Origin of the sequence: Clostridium sp. JN-1, from assembly GCF_003718715.1 — a bacterium.
Classification (GTDB): Bacteria; Bacillota; Clostridia; order Clostridiales; family Clostridiaceae; genus Clostridium_AV.
Genome location: NZ_CP033465.1, coordinates 2,638,043 through 2,654,781 on the forward strand (window position 1 = coordinate 2,638,043; position 16,739 = coordinate 2,654,781).

A 16,739-nucleotide genomic window follows, 5' to 3' on the forward strand; every position below is an offset into this window, starting at 1 on the left:
CGCAGCGGAGAAAAATCCTCCTTCTCTGTCCTCTGTCCTATGTCCTATGTTAAAGACACTTATTTATATTTTTTTCTTGTTATGTTAATATAAGATTTAACATACTTTTATGTAAAGAGTCAATAATATAATTAATTATACAAATATTTGAATGGAGAGTTCTTATGATAATAAATAATAATTTTTTGCCTGTAAGTAAAAGCGACTTAAAAGACAGAAACATTGACAGATTGGATTTTGTTTTAATTACAGGAGATGCTTATATAGACCATCCTTCATTTGGAACTGCCATTATTTCTAGGGTTCTAGAGAGTCAAGGTTTTCTCGTTGGAATAATAGCACAGCCGTCATGGAATAATGCTGAAGATTTCAAAAAACTTGGTAAGCCAAAGCTCGGATTTCTCATAAACTCTGGTAATATAGATTCTATGGTAAATCATTATACTGCTGCAAAAAAGAAAAGACACAATGACCTTTATTCACCAGGAGGTGAGGAAGGTCACAGACCTGATAGAGCAGTTATAGTATATTGTAATAGAGCCAGAGAAGCGTATAAAGATGTTCCAATACTAATTGGAGGAATTGAAGCAAGTTTGAGACGATTTGCTCATTATGATTACTGGGAAGATAAAGTCAGAAGAAGTATTCTCATGGATTCAAAAGCTGATCTTTTAATGTACGGAATGGGTGAAAAAACTGTAGTTCAGGTTGCAAATCTATTGAAATACGGTATGAATATAAATGATATACATAATGTTCGCGGTACTGTTTATTCAGCTAAAACATTAGATAACTTAAAAGACTTTGTTGAAGTTCCTTCATTTGAAGATATATCTGAAGATAAAGAAGCTTATGCTGAAAGTTATAAGTTAGAATACTATGAACAAGATGCCATAAGCGGCAAAACAGTGGTTCAAAAACATGGTGATCATTATATTATACAAAATCCACCTCAATACCCGTTAAATCAAGAGGAAATGGATATAACTTACAACCTCCCATATACAAGGACATACCATCCAATGTATGAATCTAAGGGAGGAATACCTGCAATAAATGAAGTTAAATTTTCCATAACAAGCCATAGAGGTTGTTTTGGAGGCTGTTCTTTTTGTGCACTAAATTTTCATCAAGGGAGAACTATTCAAAATAGAAGTCAGCAGTCAATATTAGATGAAGCTAAATTACTTACAACACTTGATGATTTTAAAGGATACATACATGATGTAGGAGGTCCTACTGCAAATTTCAGACATAAATCTTGCAAAATTCAAGAAAAGGTTGGTGTTTGCAAAAATAGGCAGTGTGTATCTCCAACTCCGTGTAAAAACTTGGTAGTAAGTCATTCTGAATATCTAAGCTTGCTTAAAAAAATGAGGCAGCTGCCAGGTATAAAAAAAGTGTTTATAAGATCTGGAATAAGATATGATTATTTAATTTATGATAAGGATACAAGTTTTTTTGAAGAACTTTGTAAATATCATGTAAGCGGCCAGCTAAAAGTAGCTCCAGAACACATAAGTGATAGGGTTTTAAAGCAAATGGGTAAACCTTCAAGAAAAGTATATGAAAAATTTGTTGATAAATACTTTCGTATAAACAAAAAGCTAAACAAAAAGCAGTATCTTGTTCCATATTTGATGTCAAGCCACCCTGGAAGTGACTTAAATGCTGCTGTAGAGTTAGCTGAATACATTAAACATATGGGATATACGCCGGAGCAAGTTCAGGACTTTTACCCTACCCCAGGTAGTTTATCAACTACAATGTATTACACGGGTATTAATCCTCTAACAAATGAAAAAGTATACGTACCAAAGACACAAAAGGAAAAAAATATGCAAAGAGCCCTTCTTCAGTTTAGTGTTCCTAAGAACTACAAATTAGTAAAGGAAGCTCTTATAAAAACTCACAGGGAAGATTTAATTGGCAGTGGTCCAAAATGTCTTATTCCTTCTCATATGAGAGTACATTCAAAACATAAAACTAAAGTTAATAAAATAAATAAGAAATAAGGAAAGCTAATACTCTTTCCTTATTTCTTATTTCTTATTTATTTTAGCTACCTTTTTTATTCCATACATTAGAGATATAATCCACATGATATCTCCTATTATATTTTCTGGCAGCAAGCTTACTCCTATAATCCAAGTTATCATTTCTATTATAGTCATTAACGATGATGCTATTATAAGATAAATGCCTACTTTATTAATATTATTCTTGTTCAATAAGTACATTGCTAAAAACAACATAAAAGTATTTAGTGCTATGTATACCCAGTATACCCAATTATCTTTAAAAACTATAGTATATCCGCAGTAATCTAAACTTTTAACGCAGCATATACATTTATACATTACAGCAGCATACAAAAGTGTAAGTAAAACTGTAAATATAAAAGAATACGAAAAACTCATATTGTCTTTTCGCAAAAAAATATATAATGTAGTAATTGCTATAATTGGTACTGCAATAAAGTTCATAAAAAATACAGGTTTTAGCAAATATAGATACTGCATCTTGAATGATAAAAACAATATAATCAAGCTAATATATCTTAAAGACATAACTGAAACAATTATTATAACTATAGTTTTTATCTTTTTAGGGCAATAAAAACTTAATTTAAATATCTTTAGTAGTAGTAAAACAACTAGTATTAATAAAACAGCATATATATAAAGCTTTATCACACTTTCCTCCACTAAATATTACTATATTCATATTTATATGAGGAATTTATAAGATAAATTACATTTACTTTGATATATTCGTACCTAAAATCTCAAATCCTTCTTTTATACATTCTATAACAAGTGGGAAATCCGGTCCTTTTTCTCCATCTATATCCGTAACAATATCTTCATGGCATTCTATTTCTAATTTATTTGTTTTAAAGTATACCAATCCTGCTGCATCTTCAAGGTGCTCACCTTTTAACATTTTTATAAATAAGCTTATAATATCTTTCATCATGCCGCCTCGTACTATAAGTACATCTAACAGTCCATCATCTGCTTCTGCCTTATAGGCAAGCCTTAAGTTTCCTGCAGTCTGTCCATTAAATACTAACATCAAATACATATAGCCATCAAATACTTGTTCTTTAGACGTAACCTTTACCTTGAGTTTTCTTAAGTTAGGCAGCTGCTCTATTCCCTTTACGTAATAAGCAAGTTTTCCCATAGTGTTTTTTAAATTCACATCTGTTTTCTGGGACACATCTGTGAATAACCCTGTGCTGGCTACGTTTATAAAATATTTATCGTTTATCTTACCTAAATCTAACTTTTTAGGTTTACTATTTAATATTCCCTCACAAGCAGCTTCAACATCTTGAGGCATACCAATAAACTTTGCAAAGTCATTAGCAGTACCAACAGGAAGTATAGCTATAGGTAAATTTATATTCAGTTTTTTCATGCAATTTACAGCATTATCTATAGTTCCATCTCCACCTGCAACTAATATGTACTCATAAGTATCATCTATATCATCAAATGCATTACTCATTTCATATTCAAAACTAATCCTATATGGCACAACTTCATATCCATATTTTTGATTAACTTTTATAACTTTATCAATATCTGAAATTATGGTACTTTCACCGCAGTATGGATTATATATAAACTTAACTTTTTTCATATGAAACTCCTCTGTTTTTAATAAAATTTACTTTATTGTAAATTTAACTACTATATTATATCATCTTATATAATAAGTCCACAAGAATTTATTTATGTTCTTGTGGATTTATTTACAAATTATTAAATTTTACTACATTTCTGGAGTACTTGGTTCAGAAATATTGTTTAAAGCTCCCTCAGCTTCATTTTGAAGGTTTGGTTCTACAGCTACATCACCAAGTGCAACAATCCCAACAAGATTCTTGTTTTCAACTATAGGAAGTCTTCTTATCTGTCTTTCGCTCATGATTCTTGTAGCTTCTTTTACATCCATTTCAGGAGTTCCAATCACAGGGTTTGTTGACATAATGTCTCTAACGGTTTGGTTTTGCGTATCTTTACCATCAGCTGCAGACCTTATGCTTATATCCCTGTCTGTAACGACACCTATTACTCTTCCACTATCACATACTGGAACTGAACCAACATTATTGTCCTTCATTATTTGGGCAGCTCTTTGGATAGTGTCATTAAAGTTAATACTAACAACTTCTCTCGTCATTATTTCCTTAACCTTCATAGTAGAACACCTCTTTTTTATTATTTTCATAACTAAAATTAGTGTTCCCTATTAGTTATTATTCATTCTTTCAATTGTCCTTAACGTTACTAGCTTTATATATGTAGAATGAAATTAGTGCAATAACAAGCACCATAAGTATTGGAAGTAAAAACCTTATAGAAAACGGATGCCTAATACTTTCTCCCATAAATGAGTAAGAAATCATTTCTGGAAATATTCCAATTAAAGTTCCAAAGATAAAGTCCCTATATTTCATCTTTGATAGACCTGCTGCAAAACTTAATGTATCATATGGGAATATAAAAGATAGTCTCATTATAAGCATAACTTTAAATCCATGCTTTCCAATATTTGAATCCAGCGTCAAAGCCTTACCTTTTAATAACTTATCAACAAAAGATTTACCTAAAAACCTTGATATAAAAAATCCAATAGTGCCAGATCCAAAACACCCTACCATACTTAAAAATAGTGCCTTATATGGCCCAAATATATTTCCTGCAAGTATTGACATAATTGATGCTGGAACAACTAATACTATTGGTTTCAACGAATATGCAATAATAAATATTATTGAAGAAAACCTTCCATAACTCAAAATATAGTTTCTTATTTTATATACATTTAAGTTTGTAATCATATGTCTGTGACTTATTATAAAAAACACTGCCGTCATTAGAAAAAGAGCTGTAATTAAACACTTTAATATCCTCTTATTATTTTTCATATTATACTCAACTCTCCAAATTGTATTCTTTTATAATTATAAATATGACTTTTCAAACATAAGCAAGTATTATTTTAACAAAAAATTTATAATTTTTCTATAAAAATGTGCAATCTACACTTAAATATTTTTGTTAAATGAGTTATAATAGTCATAATATGATTTAGTTGTTTGTATTTATATTAGTTTTTATTACTATATTTTAGGAGTGATTATAATGGTTAAAATGGCTAGAAGTGCTGTACCTAATATATTTACGTTTGCTAATTTAGGCTGTGGTGTATTGTCATTAATGATGACTTTTCAGGAAAACTTTAAACTAGCAGCTATTTTTATAATACTTGCATGTTTAGCAGACAGATATGATGGTAGAGTGGCAAGATTCTTAAAAGTCGATAGTCCTATAGGAAAGGAATTAGATTCACTTGCTGATTTGGTTTCTTTTGGGGTAGCTCCTTCGATACTTGCATTCAATATTTTTGGTTTTTCGAACCTTGGATTTGCAGGTTATTTGATAGCTTTGTTATTACCTATATCAGGAGCATACAGACTTGCAAGATTTAATGTTACAGAATTTGATGGAGAATTTTTTGGTATTCCTATAACTTTTGCAGGTATGTTTATGGCTGTATATTGTTTGATATCAGCATTTTATTCAACACCAAATTATATTGCACCATCAGGAATCAGCATAATTACAATTTTGATAATGGCATCTTTGTCTTATCTTATGGTTTCAAAACATAGGGTTAAGAAATTTTAGTTAATCAATTATATATTATGATTAAGAGCTTTTGCGTAAGTGCAGGAGCTCTTAATTTTTTAACTGCTGCTGCCTTCTTTTTTTTCATTATTACCTTCAGGTTTATTGTTAACTTGATTCTTAAGTTGAAGTTCCTCATTTATTTCTGTAAGCACATATGCTTCGATTACCTTATTATTTAAAAACTTACATTTCAACTCACAATAATCGAAATAAGCGCAGCTTGACTTATCTAAAGATTTCATTACTTTATCTATGATATTACCTAAATCAACAGCTCTATCAATAGCGTCCCTGATTTGATTTTTACGTGCTAATCCTATACTGTTTAATTCTCCTGCCCCACCAATTAATAATCTATATGAATTGGTTAATTTATTTAATATATCTACTAAATTGCATATATCTGTGCAATAATCTTCCATGATTTTTCTATCAGACAATATTATCATCCTTACTAAATTTAATATCAATACTAATATACTATCGATATTAAAATTTAATTCAAAATACATTTTTAATTAAATTTTCTTAACAAAAAAGGGGCTGTCGCACTAAGAGTAATTTATACAATATGTTGTACTGATTTTTAATTTGCAAAACAACATATTGTATGTAAATTACTTAATGCAACAGTCCCTTTTAATATTTGTAAAAACAACTGCCTCCTACAAATTCTCTGAGTATTGAATTATCAGGTACAAGATTTACGTCAACATCTTTAAAGAAATGCAAAAAACTCTTAAGTCTTAACATTTCATAATAAACAGGACTTTCAGGAGTTATTTTTTCAAGTTCTTTTAATGCATATTTCTTAAGAACACATAACTCATATACCAAAGTTGAATTAAACATTACATCTGCATTTTCTTGAAATACAAATATGTTTTTTTCTTCTCCCCTTTTTATGGAAGGCCACATTTTTAAAGTGTCTTCTGCACCATATCCCCTAAATAGAGAATCCCTAACTATTCTTCTTAGAATTCTTACATCTGTAGTAGCTATTCTGTTATGATCATCTATATTAAGCTGTGTGAGTGCACTTATATATATTTTAAACTTATTTTTATATGGTATGGATGAAGTAAGCATTTCATTTAAACCATGTATACCTTCAATTATTATCAAGCCATTTGAAGGAAGTTTTATTTTATTTCCTCTCCATTCCCTGCATCCAGTTTTAAAATTGAAAAATGGCAGTCCCACTTCTTTTCCGCTTAAAATATCTTGTAAGTTTGAGTTAAATAGATTGAGATCAAGAGCATATATTGATTCAAAATCATATTCTCCATTTTCGTCCCTAGGTGTATGTTCTCTATCTACAAAATAATCATCTAAAGAAATCGGAATTGGTACCAATCCATTAACTCTAAGCTGAATACCTAATCTTCTTGCAAATGTTGTTTTACCTGAAGAAGATGGCCCTGCTATTAAAACTATTTTTACATCTTTCCTCTTGTTTATTTCATCTGCTATATATGCAATTTTCTTCTCATGAAGTGCTTCAGCTACTCTTATCATATATCCAATGTCTCCACTTACTACTTTGTCATTTAATGAACCAACATCTCCAACACCCAGTATGTTTCCCCATTGTTCCGTTTCATAAAATATCTTACTTAGTTTTCTCTGTTCAACAAACTTAGGCAGTTTAAGTGGATCTGCCTTTGCAGGATACCTTAAAATAAAACCTGGTTCATAATAAAGTAAATCAAATGCTTTTATAGCTCCTGTTGAATATGCCATAGAGCCATAAAAATAATCATATCTCCCATCTAGTTCGTAAAGTTTAAGTTTATCCGAAGATACATGTTTTAAAAGCCTTAACTTATCATACATTTTGTAATTTTCAAAAATTTTTACAGCTTCTTTTTTATCAAATGACATCTTCCTTATAGTTATGTCCTTTTTTATTATTTCGTCCATTCTAAGCTTTATTTTCTTTACATCATCCTCATTTAGCGGAATCTTTTTATGGATTTCTCCAAATAAAGCTTTTTCAATAGAGTGTTCTATTGTAATCTTTGCATCTGGGAATAAATCAATTACAGATTTTATAAGTATAAATTGTAAAGTTCTTATATATGCCTTATTGGCTAAACTATTTGTTATATCCACAGGTTCCACGGTACAATCCTCATAAATATGAGTTGTAAGCTCGCTGTACTTTCCATCAATCTTTGAAAGAACTATAGGAATATCACTTTTAAAACTTTGCTTTATTATACTATAAGCATCTATTCCCTCTTCAACTATTAATTTTTTATTGCTCACGTTAACCCTAATTTTAGACACAAAATCCATCCCCTTAAATTTTCTGCTGTATTATCATTATACTTTACTTTTATTAAAATGTTCAAACTTCAACCTATAATTTACGAATCTTTGCAGAAACTAAAAATAATAGATAATTTTTAATTATAGTATACTTTGGCTATAAGTTTACAAATAATAACTTTAATCTCAAAGGTAGGTGATTTTTTTGTTTATAGTGCTTATTAGAACTATAATTTTATATCTTGTAGTTGTTATATCAATGCGACTTATGGGTAAAAAGCAGATAGGTCAATTGCAGCCATTTGAACTTGCAATAGCAATAATGATATCTGAACTTGCTTCACTGCCTATGCAGGACACCAGACTTCCACTTATGCATGGAATTATTCCTATAATAACGCTTCTAATACTGCAGATTACAGTTTCCATACTTGAACTCAAGAGTGAAAAAATGAGACTCTGGTTTAATGGAAAACCAAGTATACTTATAAAAAATGGCAAGATAGATATAAAAGAATTAAATTATCAAAAAGTTAATATAAACGATTTAATAGAAGAATTGAGATTAAAGAATATTTATAATTTGGAAGATATAGAATATGCAATATTAGAAACAAGCGGTCAGCTTTCTATCATTCCTAAAACTGAGCTCTCTGGTGTTACAAAGCAGGATTTAAAAATAAAAGCTGTCCAAGAAACCCTCCCAATAACTTTAATTTTAGATGGTAAAATAAATACTAGTAACTTAAAACTTGCAAATAAAACTGAAAAGTGGCTTAACTCTCAATTGAAATCAAATAAAGTAAACTCCTATAAAGATGTGTTTATAGCACTCATTGACTCAAAAGGTGAATTTTATTACCAAGTAAAGGATAATATAAAAAATAAGTAATTACCTGCAAGTAATTTATTAGCAAAATGGAGAGTGATTTAATGAGAAATGTTATTATATCCTTTACACTTTTTATATGTATGCTAATCTTAAACATGTTTTCTGTCATGTATCTCAATAAAGTATGTAACGAACTTCAATCTTTAAATAGTACTATAGAAAGTCAAATTAATAGTGGTTCGTTTGACAATGCATATAATACTTCTATTGAATTTTTAAATAAGTGGGATAAGTATTCAAATACTATATCTATATTTGTTGATCATGCTGAAATAGATAATATAAACAATGAACTATGGAAATTAACACAATACACAAAGTGCAAAAACAAAGATGAATCTCTTGCTTCAGCACATGTACTCAAGTTTTTCTTGGAGCATATAGCTGATATGGAGAAGGTAAATGTACAAAATATATTTTAAAATATATATAAATTGATTTATAATTAATAAAGAAGTGGAAAATATTCGCTTGATGGATTATAATATTTAGGGTAAATCATTTTAAGTCCCTATGGGACATAGAATGCCCATTTTGATATTATCATTACTCATAGATATTTATATCTATAAATATAAAATTTTATTTCGGAAGGTGGAATATAAAATGGCATTAGTTACTACTAAAGATATGTTTAAAAAAGCATATGAAGGACATTATGCAATAGGAGCTTTTAACATCAACAACATGGAAATAATTCAAGGTGTTGTAAATGGAGCAAAAGCTGAGAAGTCTCCAGTTATATTACAAGTTTCATCTGGAGCATTAAAATATGCTGGACCAAAATACTTAAAAGCTATGGTTGATGCAGCAATAGCAGACACTGGAATAGATCTTGCACTTCATCTAGATCACGGTCCTGATTTTGAAACTGTAAAACTTGCTATAGAAACTGGTTTTACTTCTGTAATGTTCGATGGCTCTCATTTTCCATATGAAGAAAATGTAGCTAAGACTAAAGAAGTTGTAGAATATGCTCATGCTCGTGGAGTTGTTGTTGAAGCTGAGCTTGGAGTTTTAGCTGGAGTAGAAGATGATGTTAAGAGTGATGTTCACATTTATACAGATCCAGACCAAGCTAAAGACTTCGTAGAAAGAACTGGCGTTGATTCATTAGCTATAGCTATAGGAACAAGCCACGGTGCATATAAATTTGCTGGAGAAGCAAAATTAAGATTTGATATACTTGAAGAAGTTCAAAATAAGCTGCCTAATTTGCCAATAGTTCTTCACGGTGCATCTTCAGTAGATCCAGAATCTGTTGAAACTTGTAACAAATATGGTGGAAATATTGCAGGAGCTAAAGGAATTCCAACTGAAATGCTTAGAAAAGCAGCTTCCATGGGAGTATGTAAGATAAACATGGATACCGATATAAGACTTGCAATGACAGCTTCCGTAAGAAAAGTATTTGGTGAAAAGCCAAAGGAATTTGATCCTAGAAAATACTTAGGACCTGCAAGAGAAAACATACAAAAACTAGTTCAAAATAAGATAGAAAATGTTTTAGGTTCAGCTAATACACTATAGTTTAATAAATACTTACTCAACTTTTGCAGTTTTTTAAACTGCAAAAGTTGGGATACTTATTTTTAAGTTATGATTTTTTTACAACATTTCGATTATACCTAAAACACAATTCTACGAACTTTTCATCTGGTACAAATCTTAATTTTATTCTCTCATCATTTAATTTCAATATCGCTGCATAAATTTTCTCTTTTGAGGTTACAGGATAAAGATTCTTTTTTTTATGCGGTATATTTGCCAGAGCTTTTAAACTTTTACTTGATTCAGGCGATAATATTTCTATATCCTTTATATTAAATTCTATAAGTTTTTTTCTCATACTTTTACCTATTATTTTATATATTTCAACATTACCACTGTCAAATTTATATTCATACTCCACATATAAATATCTTTTAAAATAAAATGATGCTGCAGCTGCAATTATTAAAATAACTGCTGGTACTACTTGTCCAAAGAGTAACATCCAAATTGCTAGAATTATGCCCATAACAACTATAAAGTTTATACTTCTGTATTGAACTGTTTTATATGTAGTAACAAGTTGATTATATTTGTTGTCCACATATATCCCTCCTTTCCAAAATTTAAACTTTGCATTTGTAATAAATTGTTACACTTTTTTCACACACAAATTCCCATACATATATGATATAATATTATTAATTTGTATTGCAACAATTGTTATTACTTTAGTATATTAAGAGGTGCCCTTTTTATGAAAGAATTTGAAACTAGAATAATCAATATAGATGTAAATTATATAATATCAAAATTAAAAAACGTAAATGCAGTAAAGGTAAAACAAGAAAATCAAATCAACAATATATATGATTTTAAAGATAGAAGACTTATAAAAGATAAGGGATATGCCAGAATACGTGTAATTCAAGATATGCTTAACAGTTCTACTCATTACTTTATGACTACGAAGAAACTATTGAGTCAAGATAAGTTTAAAGTTATGGCAGAAAATGAAACGGAGATCCTGGATGCCAAAGCTGGAGAAAAAATATTTGAATCCCTTGGTCTTAAATTAGTAAATTCCATAAAAAAGTACAGAGAAAGTTATAAATATAAGAACAGCTTAATTGAAATAGACATAAATGATAAAAGTTTTTGTCCTTTTCCTTATATAGAAATTGAGACATCAGATGAAAATGAACTCGAACAAATAGTTCTTCTTTTGGGTTATACTATGAAGGATACTACTTCTCAAACGATATATGAGATACTTGAGCAGTTAAAAAAATAGTAAATTTAAAATAATAAATTTTGATAGATAGGTAACTACGAATGGAGAATGATTCATGTTTGGCTATGTTACTCCATGTAAAATGGAGTTAAAAATTAAGGATTATGAAAAATTTAAAGCTTATTACTGCGGTCTATGTAAGTCTATAAAGCTCAACATAGGTAATATACCAAGACTTTCCCTCAACTATGATATGACATTTTTAGCTATACTGCTTGATTCCCTATATGGAGAGAGAACAATTTACCGTAAACAAGTTTGTTCATTTCACTTTTTTAAGAAGAAAATTATAGTTAATGATAACAATTGTTTAAGATATGCAGCTTTCTGCAATGTGATTTTAGGTTACTACAAACTTTTGGATAATGTTAAAGATGATGCATCTATAAAGAGTAAAGTTTTCTGTACATTTTTTAAGAATTACAGAAAAAGTATTCCATTGAGCTTAAAAGATCATCTAAGTCATATAGAAAAGGAACTAAACAAATTAAATTTACTTGAGTCATCAAATGATGATAATAAATCCATAGATAGTATTTCTCATCCTTTTGCAGAACTTACAGGATTTATTTTATGTTCATATAAAGATGATCAAAATAAAAATGATTTATACTGGCTGGGTTATAATCTTGGAAAGTGGATTTACATAATGGACGCATGGGATGATTTAGAGAAAGATGTTAAAAATAATAAATTTAATGCTATAAATGCTTGTTTTAATAGAGAAAATCTTGACTGTAAAACTTTTTCTAAGAATATAGAAAAACAAGTCGACTTTATTTTAGTTTCTTGTGCATCACAATGTTTGTCAATTTTAAATAAGCTGCCTTTAAATAAAAACATAGATTTATTAAACAACATTTTGCAATTCGGATTGATGGAAAAAATGGATAAAGTATTTAAAAGGAGTGTTTACAACAATGAAAAATCCATATGAAACACTTGATGTAAGTGAAAATGCCTCAAAAGACGAAATAAAAAGTGCTTATAGGAAATTAGCTAAAAAATTTCATCCTGATCAATATGGTAATAATCCATTAAAGGATCTTGCTGAAGATAAAATGAGAGAAATAAATGAGGCTTATGATTACCTTATGAAAAATCCACCTCAAAGTGCTAGTTATTCAAGCAGCCGTACTGAAGGTAACAATTACAATAACTCAAATATATATTCAGAAATAGAAATGGATATTAGAAATGGAAACTTTGCTTTTGCAGGGCAAAAGTTAAATAAAATTAATACAAGAGATGCTGAATGGAATTATCTTATGGGATTAGTTAACCTTCAGCGCAGATGGTACAATGATGCCCTTAATAATTTAAATACAGCATGCCGTTTGGAGCCTTACAACATGAAGTATAGAGAAGCTTTAAATAGATTGAATAATTTAAATACATCTTATAGACAGCCTTACTATAATAATAGGAGAAATGATTCCGATATTTGTAACATTTGTTCAACATTATATTGTATGGACTGCTGCTGCGAATGCAGTGGTGGGGATTTTATAAGTTGTTGTTAAAAAGGAAGTGTATACTTTATGCACAAAGTTAATAAATCATCATATATAGCTAAGGGTGGTCTATTTACTGCCGTTGGAGTTATACTTGTTTATTTAAGTACAATAATTCCAGTAAATAAATTATTTTTACTTGTAATTGCTTCTTGTATAATACCTTTGTGTGTTATAGACTCAGGTCTTAAAAGTGCATTAACAGTCTATGTGTCTACCTCACTTTTATCACTGCTTATAGGTGGAATTAAGTCTTCAGTTATACTATACATAATTTTCTTTGGACTATATGGAATTGTTAAGTACTATATAGAAAAACTTCGTAAATTGTATATAGAATTACTACTTAAATTGGTGTTTTTTAACTCATGCATAGTTTTTATGTACTTAACTTATAGATTATTTGTAACAAATTTATTTAAATTCAAAATTCCTTTTTACTGGATTTTAATCTTAATGCAAATTGTATTTATACTTTACGATTATGCTGTAACTTTATTTATAAATTATGTATATAATAGATTTCACAAAAAAAGGTATTGACATATCATTTCATTTTGGTATAATATCTAGTGTTGAGAAGTTAAAATATTATATATTGCCCATTCGCCAAACGGTAAGGCACCTGCCTCTGGAGCAGGCATCTGTTGGTTCGAATCCAGCATGGGCAGCCATTTTTAGGAACTTTTCTTTGAAGGGTTCTTTTATTTTACATTTCAAAAAACCTTCTAAACTAGGGTTAAATAACTGCTTGACAAAGTATTTCCATTATTATAAAATCATTATTATATAAATTATAATAGATCATGTATATGTGCTTTGAAGAGGAGCAGTAATTTGTACATCATCTTAAGAGAACTGTCATTTGCTGAAAGGCAGTGTTGATGTAATATGAACTTACCTCAGAGCTTATCTGTAAAAACAGATACGGATAAAACCGTTATATTTTTAAGTGAAATCTTTTTAAGATTTAATTAGAGTGGTACCGCGGAATCAAGCTTTTCGTCTCTTTTACGAGATGTGAAGGGCTTTTTTTATTTCAAGGTATTTTTTAACAACTGGCATAAGTAATGCTTTTTTACTTAAAATGTTATAGATAAACAACAAAGATTAAAGGAGAGATATTATGGGAAACTACGGCACTAAAACTGATGAGAAGTGGCAAAAAAAGTGGGAAGAATCTGAAATATATAAATTTGATGAAAAAAATCCCGGTAAAAAACTTTATACACTAGAAATGTTCTCTTATCCTTCTGGCAGCAGATTACATGCAGGTCACTGGTTTAACTATGGTCCTGTAGATTCTTGGGCTAGAATGAAAAGAATGCAGGGATACAATGTATTTCAACCAATGGGTTTCGATGCTTTTGGTCTTCCTGCTGAAAACTACGCTATAAAAACAGGAATTCATCCTAAAGACTCTACAATGAAAAACATAGCCACAATGGAAAAGCAATTAAAGGCAATGGGCGCTATGTTTAATTGGGAAAATGAAGTAATAACATGTCTTCCTGAATATTATAAATGGAATCAATGGTTATTCTTACAACTTTACAAACATGGATTGGCTTATAGAAGTAAAGCTCCAGTAAATTGGTGTCCTAGCTGCAATACTGTCCTTGCAAATGAACAGGTTGTTGAAGGTAGATGTGAAAGATGTGATACCGAGGTAGTTAAAAAGGACTTAACTCAATGGTTCTTAAAAATCACAAAGTATGCAGATGAGTTACTTGAAAAATTAGATGATCTTGATTGGCCTCAAAAGACAAAGGCTATGCAAAGACACTGGATTGGTAAATCCAAGGGTGCAGAGGTAACATTTAAAATAGCTAACTCAAATTTAGATTTCAAAGTGTTTACAACTAGAGTAGATACATTGTTTGGAGTTACATATGTTGTTCTAGCTCCTGAAAATAAATTAGTAGATCAAATTACAACTCCTGAATATAAGGAAGCCCTCGAAGAATATAAGAAACAAGCAAATGCCCAATCTGAAATTGAAAGACAGTCTTTAACTAGAGAAAAGACTGGTGTATTTACAGGTTCATATGCTGTAAATCCTATAAACGGAAGAAAGGTGCCTATCTGGGCTGCAGATTATGTATTGAATACATATGGAACTGGTGCTGTAATGGCAGTTCCAGCTCACGATGAAAGAGATTTTGCTTTTGCAACAAAATATAAACTTCCTATAGAAAGAGTTATAGAAGGTGGAGAAAAGCTTCCATATGTTGAACATGGTAAGATGATAAACAGTAATGAATTTAATGGATTATATACTGATGAGGGAAAAGAAGCCGTTGTAGCAAAACTTGAGAAGGATAATTTAGGTTCCTGGAAAATAAATTATAGATTAAGGGACTGGTTAATTTCAAGACAGAGATATTGGGGTACTCCTATTCCTATAATTTATTGTGATGACTGCGGAATTGTACCTGTACCAGAAGATCAGCTTCCTGTAGAGCTGCCATATAATGTTGAATTTTCACCTGATGGAAAATCACCACTTTCAAAATCAGAAGAATTTATGAATACTACTTGTCCTATATGTGGAAAACCAGCTAGAAGAGAAGCAGATACTTTAGATACTTTCGTATGTTCTTCATGGTATTACCTAAGATACGCAGACAATAAGAACAGTGAAAAACCTTTTGATACTGAAAAGATAAATAGAATACTTCCTGTAGATATGTATGTTGGCGGTCCAGAACACGCTTGTATGCATCTTTTATACGCTAGATTTATAACTAAAGCATTAAGAGACATGGGATATGTAAACTTCGATGAACCATTTTTATCCTTAAGGCATCAAGGATTAATACTAGGACCTGACGGACAAAAAATGAGTAAATCTAAGGGAAATACAATTTCACCAGATGATTATATACAAAAATTTGGTGCTGATGTATTTAGAATGTATTTGATGTTTGGTTTTGATTACAGTGAAGGTGGTGCCTGGAGCGATGATGGTGTAAATTCAATGTCCAGGTATATAGATAGGGTAGATAGATTATTAAAATCATGCAAAGATGAAATAAATAATCATGCAAATGATAACAATAATTTTGGTGATGCAGAAAAAGAATTGAATTACGTAAGAAACTTTTCAATTCATTCTATATCCCAAGATGCAGCAAAGTTCCAATTTAACACTTCCATAGCAAGGCTTATGGAATATACAAATGCACTTTCAAAGTATATATCTGAAGAAGTTAAAAATGCTAAATTCTTAAAAGATTGTGTTACAGACTTTTTGAAACTTTTAGCTCCATTTGCACCTCACTTTGCTGAAGAGCAGTGGGAACTTCAAGATATGCCATATTCAATATTCAATCAAAAATGGCCTGATTTTGATCCTAAAGCACTTGTTAAGGATGAAGTTGAAATTGCTATTCAGATTAATGGTAAGATAAAAACTAAAATCAATATATCTACTAAATTATCTGTAGATGAGATAAAGAAAGCTGCTGTAGAAAACGAAACTATTAAAAAAGATATCGAAAACAAAGAAGTTAAAAAGATAATTGTGGTTAAAGGAAGGCTTGTAAATATAGTAGCTAAATAAG

General features: G+C 29.9%; 17 protein-coding genes, 1 tRNA gene and 1 other annotated feature. Of the genes, 11 read left to right on the top strand and 7 right to left on the bottom strand.

The genetic code is table 11. The features are described from left to right. Positions 1-164: 164 nt before the first annotated feature. Positions 165-2,015: a YgiQ family radical SAM protein gene (locus EBB51_RS12665; protein WP_123054781.1), complete on the top strand. Its 1,851-nt coding sequence runs from the start codon at positions 165-167 to the stop codon at positions 2,013-2,015. A 27-nt stretch (positions 2,016-2,042) separates the two neighbouring features. Here EBB51_RS12665 and EBB51_RS12670 read toward each other — a convergent pair whose 3' ends face one another. From EBB51_RS12670 to EBB51_RS12685, 4 genes are all read right to left on the bottom strand, one after another. After that, positions 2,043-2,696: a hypothetical protein gene (locus tag EBB51_RS12670; protein WP_123054782.1), complete on the bottom strand. Its 654-nt coding sequence runs from the start codon at positions 2,694-2,696 to the stop codon at positions 2,043-2,045. A gap of 64 nt (positions 2,697-2,760) precedes the next feature. Beyond that, positions 2,761-3,651, bottom strand: coding sequence for a YegS/Rv2252/BmrU family lipid kinase (locus EBB51_RS12675; RefSeq protein WP_123054783.1), 891 nt, complete (start codon positions 3,649-3,651; stop codon positions 2,761-2,763). A 132-nt stretch (positions 3,652-3,783) separates the two neighbouring features. Further along, complete coding sequence (locus tag EBB51_RS12680) at positions 3,784-4,212, bottom strand: CBS domain-containing protein (RefSeq protein ID WP_123054784.1); 429 nt, start codon at positions 4,210-4,212, stop codon at positions 3,784-3,786. A 70-nt stretch (positions 4,213-4,282) separates the two neighbouring features. Continuing rightward, complete coding sequence (locus tag EBB51_RS12685) at positions 4,283-4,942, bottom strand: TVP38/TMEM64 family protein (RefSeq protein WP_123054785.1); 660 nt, start codon at positions 4,940-4,942, stop codon at positions 4,283-4,285. A gap of 217 nt (positions 4,943-5,159) precedes the next feature. Between EBB51_RS12685 and pssA the strand changes: the two genes are divergently transcribed. Further along, positions 5,160-5,705, top strand: a complete 546-nt coding sequence (gene pssA / locus EBB51_RS12690) for a CDP-diacylglycerol--serine O-phosphatidyltransferase (RefSeq protein WP_123054786.1) — start codon at positions 5,160-5,162, stop codon at positions 5,703-5,705. A 59-nt stretch (positions 5,706-5,764) separates the two neighbouring features. Here the strand turns inward: pssA and EBB51_RS12695 are convergent, their stop codons facing one another. Further along, positions 5,765-6,148, bottom strand: coding sequence for a hypothetical protein (locus EBB51_RS12695; protein WP_123054787.1), 384 nt, complete (start codon positions 6,146-6,148; stop codon positions 5,765-5,767). 199 nt (positions 6,149-6,347) lie between these two features. Next, entirely contained in the window at positions 6,348-8,009 is a 1,662-nt protein-coding gene (locus EBB51_RS12700) for a nucleoside kinase (protein ID WP_123054788.1), read from the bottom strand. 178 nt (positions 8,010-8,187) lie between these two features. On the opposite strand from EBB51_RS12700, the gene EBB51_RS12705 reads away from it, so the two are divergent. The 3 genes from EBB51_RS12705 (at position 8,188) to fba (ending at position 10,404) form a co-directional block, all read left to right on the top strand. After that, a complete protein-coding gene (locus tag EBB51_RS12705; RefSeq protein WP_123054789.1) occupies positions 8,188-8,874 on the top strand; it encodes a DUF421 domain-containing protein in 687 nt (228 codons plus the stop codon). A 41-nt stretch (positions 8,875-8,915) separates the two neighbouring features. Continuing rightward, on the top strand, positions 8,916-9,296 hold the full coding sequence (locus EBB51_RS12710; protein ID WP_123054790.1) for a DUF4363 family protein: 381 nt from the start codon (positions 8,916-8,918) through the stop codon (positions 9,294-9,296). A 184-nt stretch (positions 9,297-9,480) separates the two neighbouring features. Then, a complete protein-coding gene (fba, locus tag EBB51_RS12715) occupies positions 9,481-10,404 on the top strand; it encodes a class II fructose-1,6-bisphosphate aldolase (protein ID WP_123054791.1) in 924 nt (307 codons plus the stop codon). A 67-nt stretch (positions 10,405-10,471) separates the two neighbouring features. Here fba and EBB51_RS12720 read toward each other — a convergent pair whose 3' ends face one another. After that, positions 10,472-10,969: a DUF6106 family protein gene (locus EBB51_RS12720; protein ID WP_123054792.1), complete on the bottom strand. Its 498-nt coding sequence runs from the start codon at positions 10,967-10,969 to the stop codon at positions 10,472-10,474. Between the two features lie 153 nt (positions 10,970-11,122). Between EBB51_RS12720 and EBB51_RS12725 the strand changes: the two genes are divergently transcribed. From EBB51_RS12725 to leuS, 6 genes are all read left to right on the top strand, one after another. Continuing rightward, a complete protein-coding gene (locus tag EBB51_RS12725; protein ID WP_123054793.1) occupies positions 11,123-11,659 on the top strand; it encodes a CYTH domain-containing protein in 537 nt (178 codons plus the stop codon). Between the two features lie 55 nt (positions 11,660-11,714). Further along, positions 11,715-12,596, top strand: coding sequence for a DUF5685 family protein (locus EBB51_RS12730; protein ID WP_123054794.1), 882 nt, complete (start codon positions 11,715-11,717; stop codon positions 12,594-12,596). Continuing rightward, on the top strand, positions 12,580-13,182 hold the full coding sequence (locus tag EBB51_RS12735) for a DnaJ domain-containing protein (protein ID WP_123054795.1): 603 nt from the start codon (positions 12,580-12,582) through the stop codon (positions 13,180-13,182). Before EBB51_RS12730 ends, EBB51_RS12735 begins: the two co-directional genes overlap by 17 nt. A gap of 18 nt (positions 13,183-13,200) precedes the next feature. Continuing rightward, positions 13,201-13,716: a hypothetical protein gene (locus EBB51_RS12740; protein ID WP_123054796.1), complete on the top strand. Its 516-nt coding sequence runs from the start codon at positions 13,201-13,203 to the stop codon at positions 13,714-13,716. Positions 13,717-13,772: 56 nt separating this feature from the next. Then, a tRNA-Gln gene (locus EBB51_RS12745) sits at positions 13,773-13,847 on the top strand. A 136-nt stretch (positions 13,848-13,983) separates the two neighbouring features. After that, positions 13,984-14,186: a binding site (T-box leader), on the top strand. A 113-nt stretch (positions 14,187-14,299) separates the two neighbouring features. Continuing rightward, positions 14,300-16,738: a leucine--tRNA ligase gene (leuS, locus tag EBB51_RS12750; protein WP_123054797.1), complete on the top strand. Its 2,439-nt coding sequence runs from the start codon at positions 14,300-14,302 to the stop codon at positions 16,736-16,738. Position 16,739 lies beyond the last annotated feature (1 nt).

What these genes read in the sequence shown, in the direction of transcription:
- EBB51_RS12680 (WP_123054784.1), bottom strand. Translation starts at nt 4,212, where the DNA reads ATGAAGGTTAAGGAAATAATGACGAGAGAAGTTGTTAGTATTAACTTT.
- EBB51_RS12730 (WP_123054794.1), top strand. Translation starts at nt 11,715, where the DNA reads ATGTTTGGCTATGTTACTCCATGTAAAATGGAGTTAAAAATTAAGGAT.
- EBB51_RS12740 (WP_123054796.1), top strand. Translation starts at nt 13,201, where the DNA reads ATGCACAAAGTTAATAAATCATCATATATAGCTAAGGGTGGTCTATTT.
- EBB51_RS12710 (WP_123054790.1), top strand. Translation starts at nt 8,916, where the DNA reads ATGAGAAATGTTATTATATCCTTTACACTTTTTATATGTATGCTAATC.
- EBB51_RS12725 (WP_123054793.1), top strand. Translation starts at nt 11,123, where the DNA reads ATGAAAGAATTTGAAACTAGAATAATCAATATAGATGTAAATTATATA.
- leuS (WP_123054797.1), top strand. Translation starts at nt 14,300, where the DNA reads ATGGGAAACTACGGCACTAAAACTGATGAGAAGTGGCAAAAAAAGTGG.
- EBB51_RS12735 (WP_123054795.1), top strand. Translation starts at nt 12,580, where the DNA reads ATGAAAAATCCATATGAAACACTTGATGTAAGTGAAAATGCCTCAAAA.
- pssA (WP_123054786.1), top strand. Translation starts at nt 5,160, where the DNA reads ATGGTTAAAATGGCTAGAAGTGCTGTACCTAATATATTTACGTTTGCT.
- EBB51_RS12700 (WP_123054788.1), bottom strand. Translation starts at nt 8,009, where the DNA reads ATGGATTTTGTGTCTAAAATTAGGGTTAACGTGAGCAATAAAAAATTA.
- EBB51_RS12685 (WP_123054785.1), bottom strand. Translation starts at nt 4,942, where the DNA reads ATGAAAAATAATAAGAGGATATTAAAGTGTTTAATTACAGCTCTTTTT.
- EBB51_RS12665 (WP_123054781.1), top strand. Translation starts at nt 165, where the DNA reads ATGATAATAAATAATAATTTTTTGCCTGTAAGTAAAAGCGACTTAAAA.
- fba (WP_123054791.1), top strand. Translation starts at nt 9,481, where the DNA reads ATGGCATTAGTTACTACTAAAGATATGTTTAAAAAAGCATATGAAGGA.
- EBB51_RS12675 (WP_123054783.1), bottom strand. Translation starts at nt 3,651, where the DNA reads ATGAAAAAAGTTAAGTTTATATATAATCCATACTGCGGTGAAAGTACC.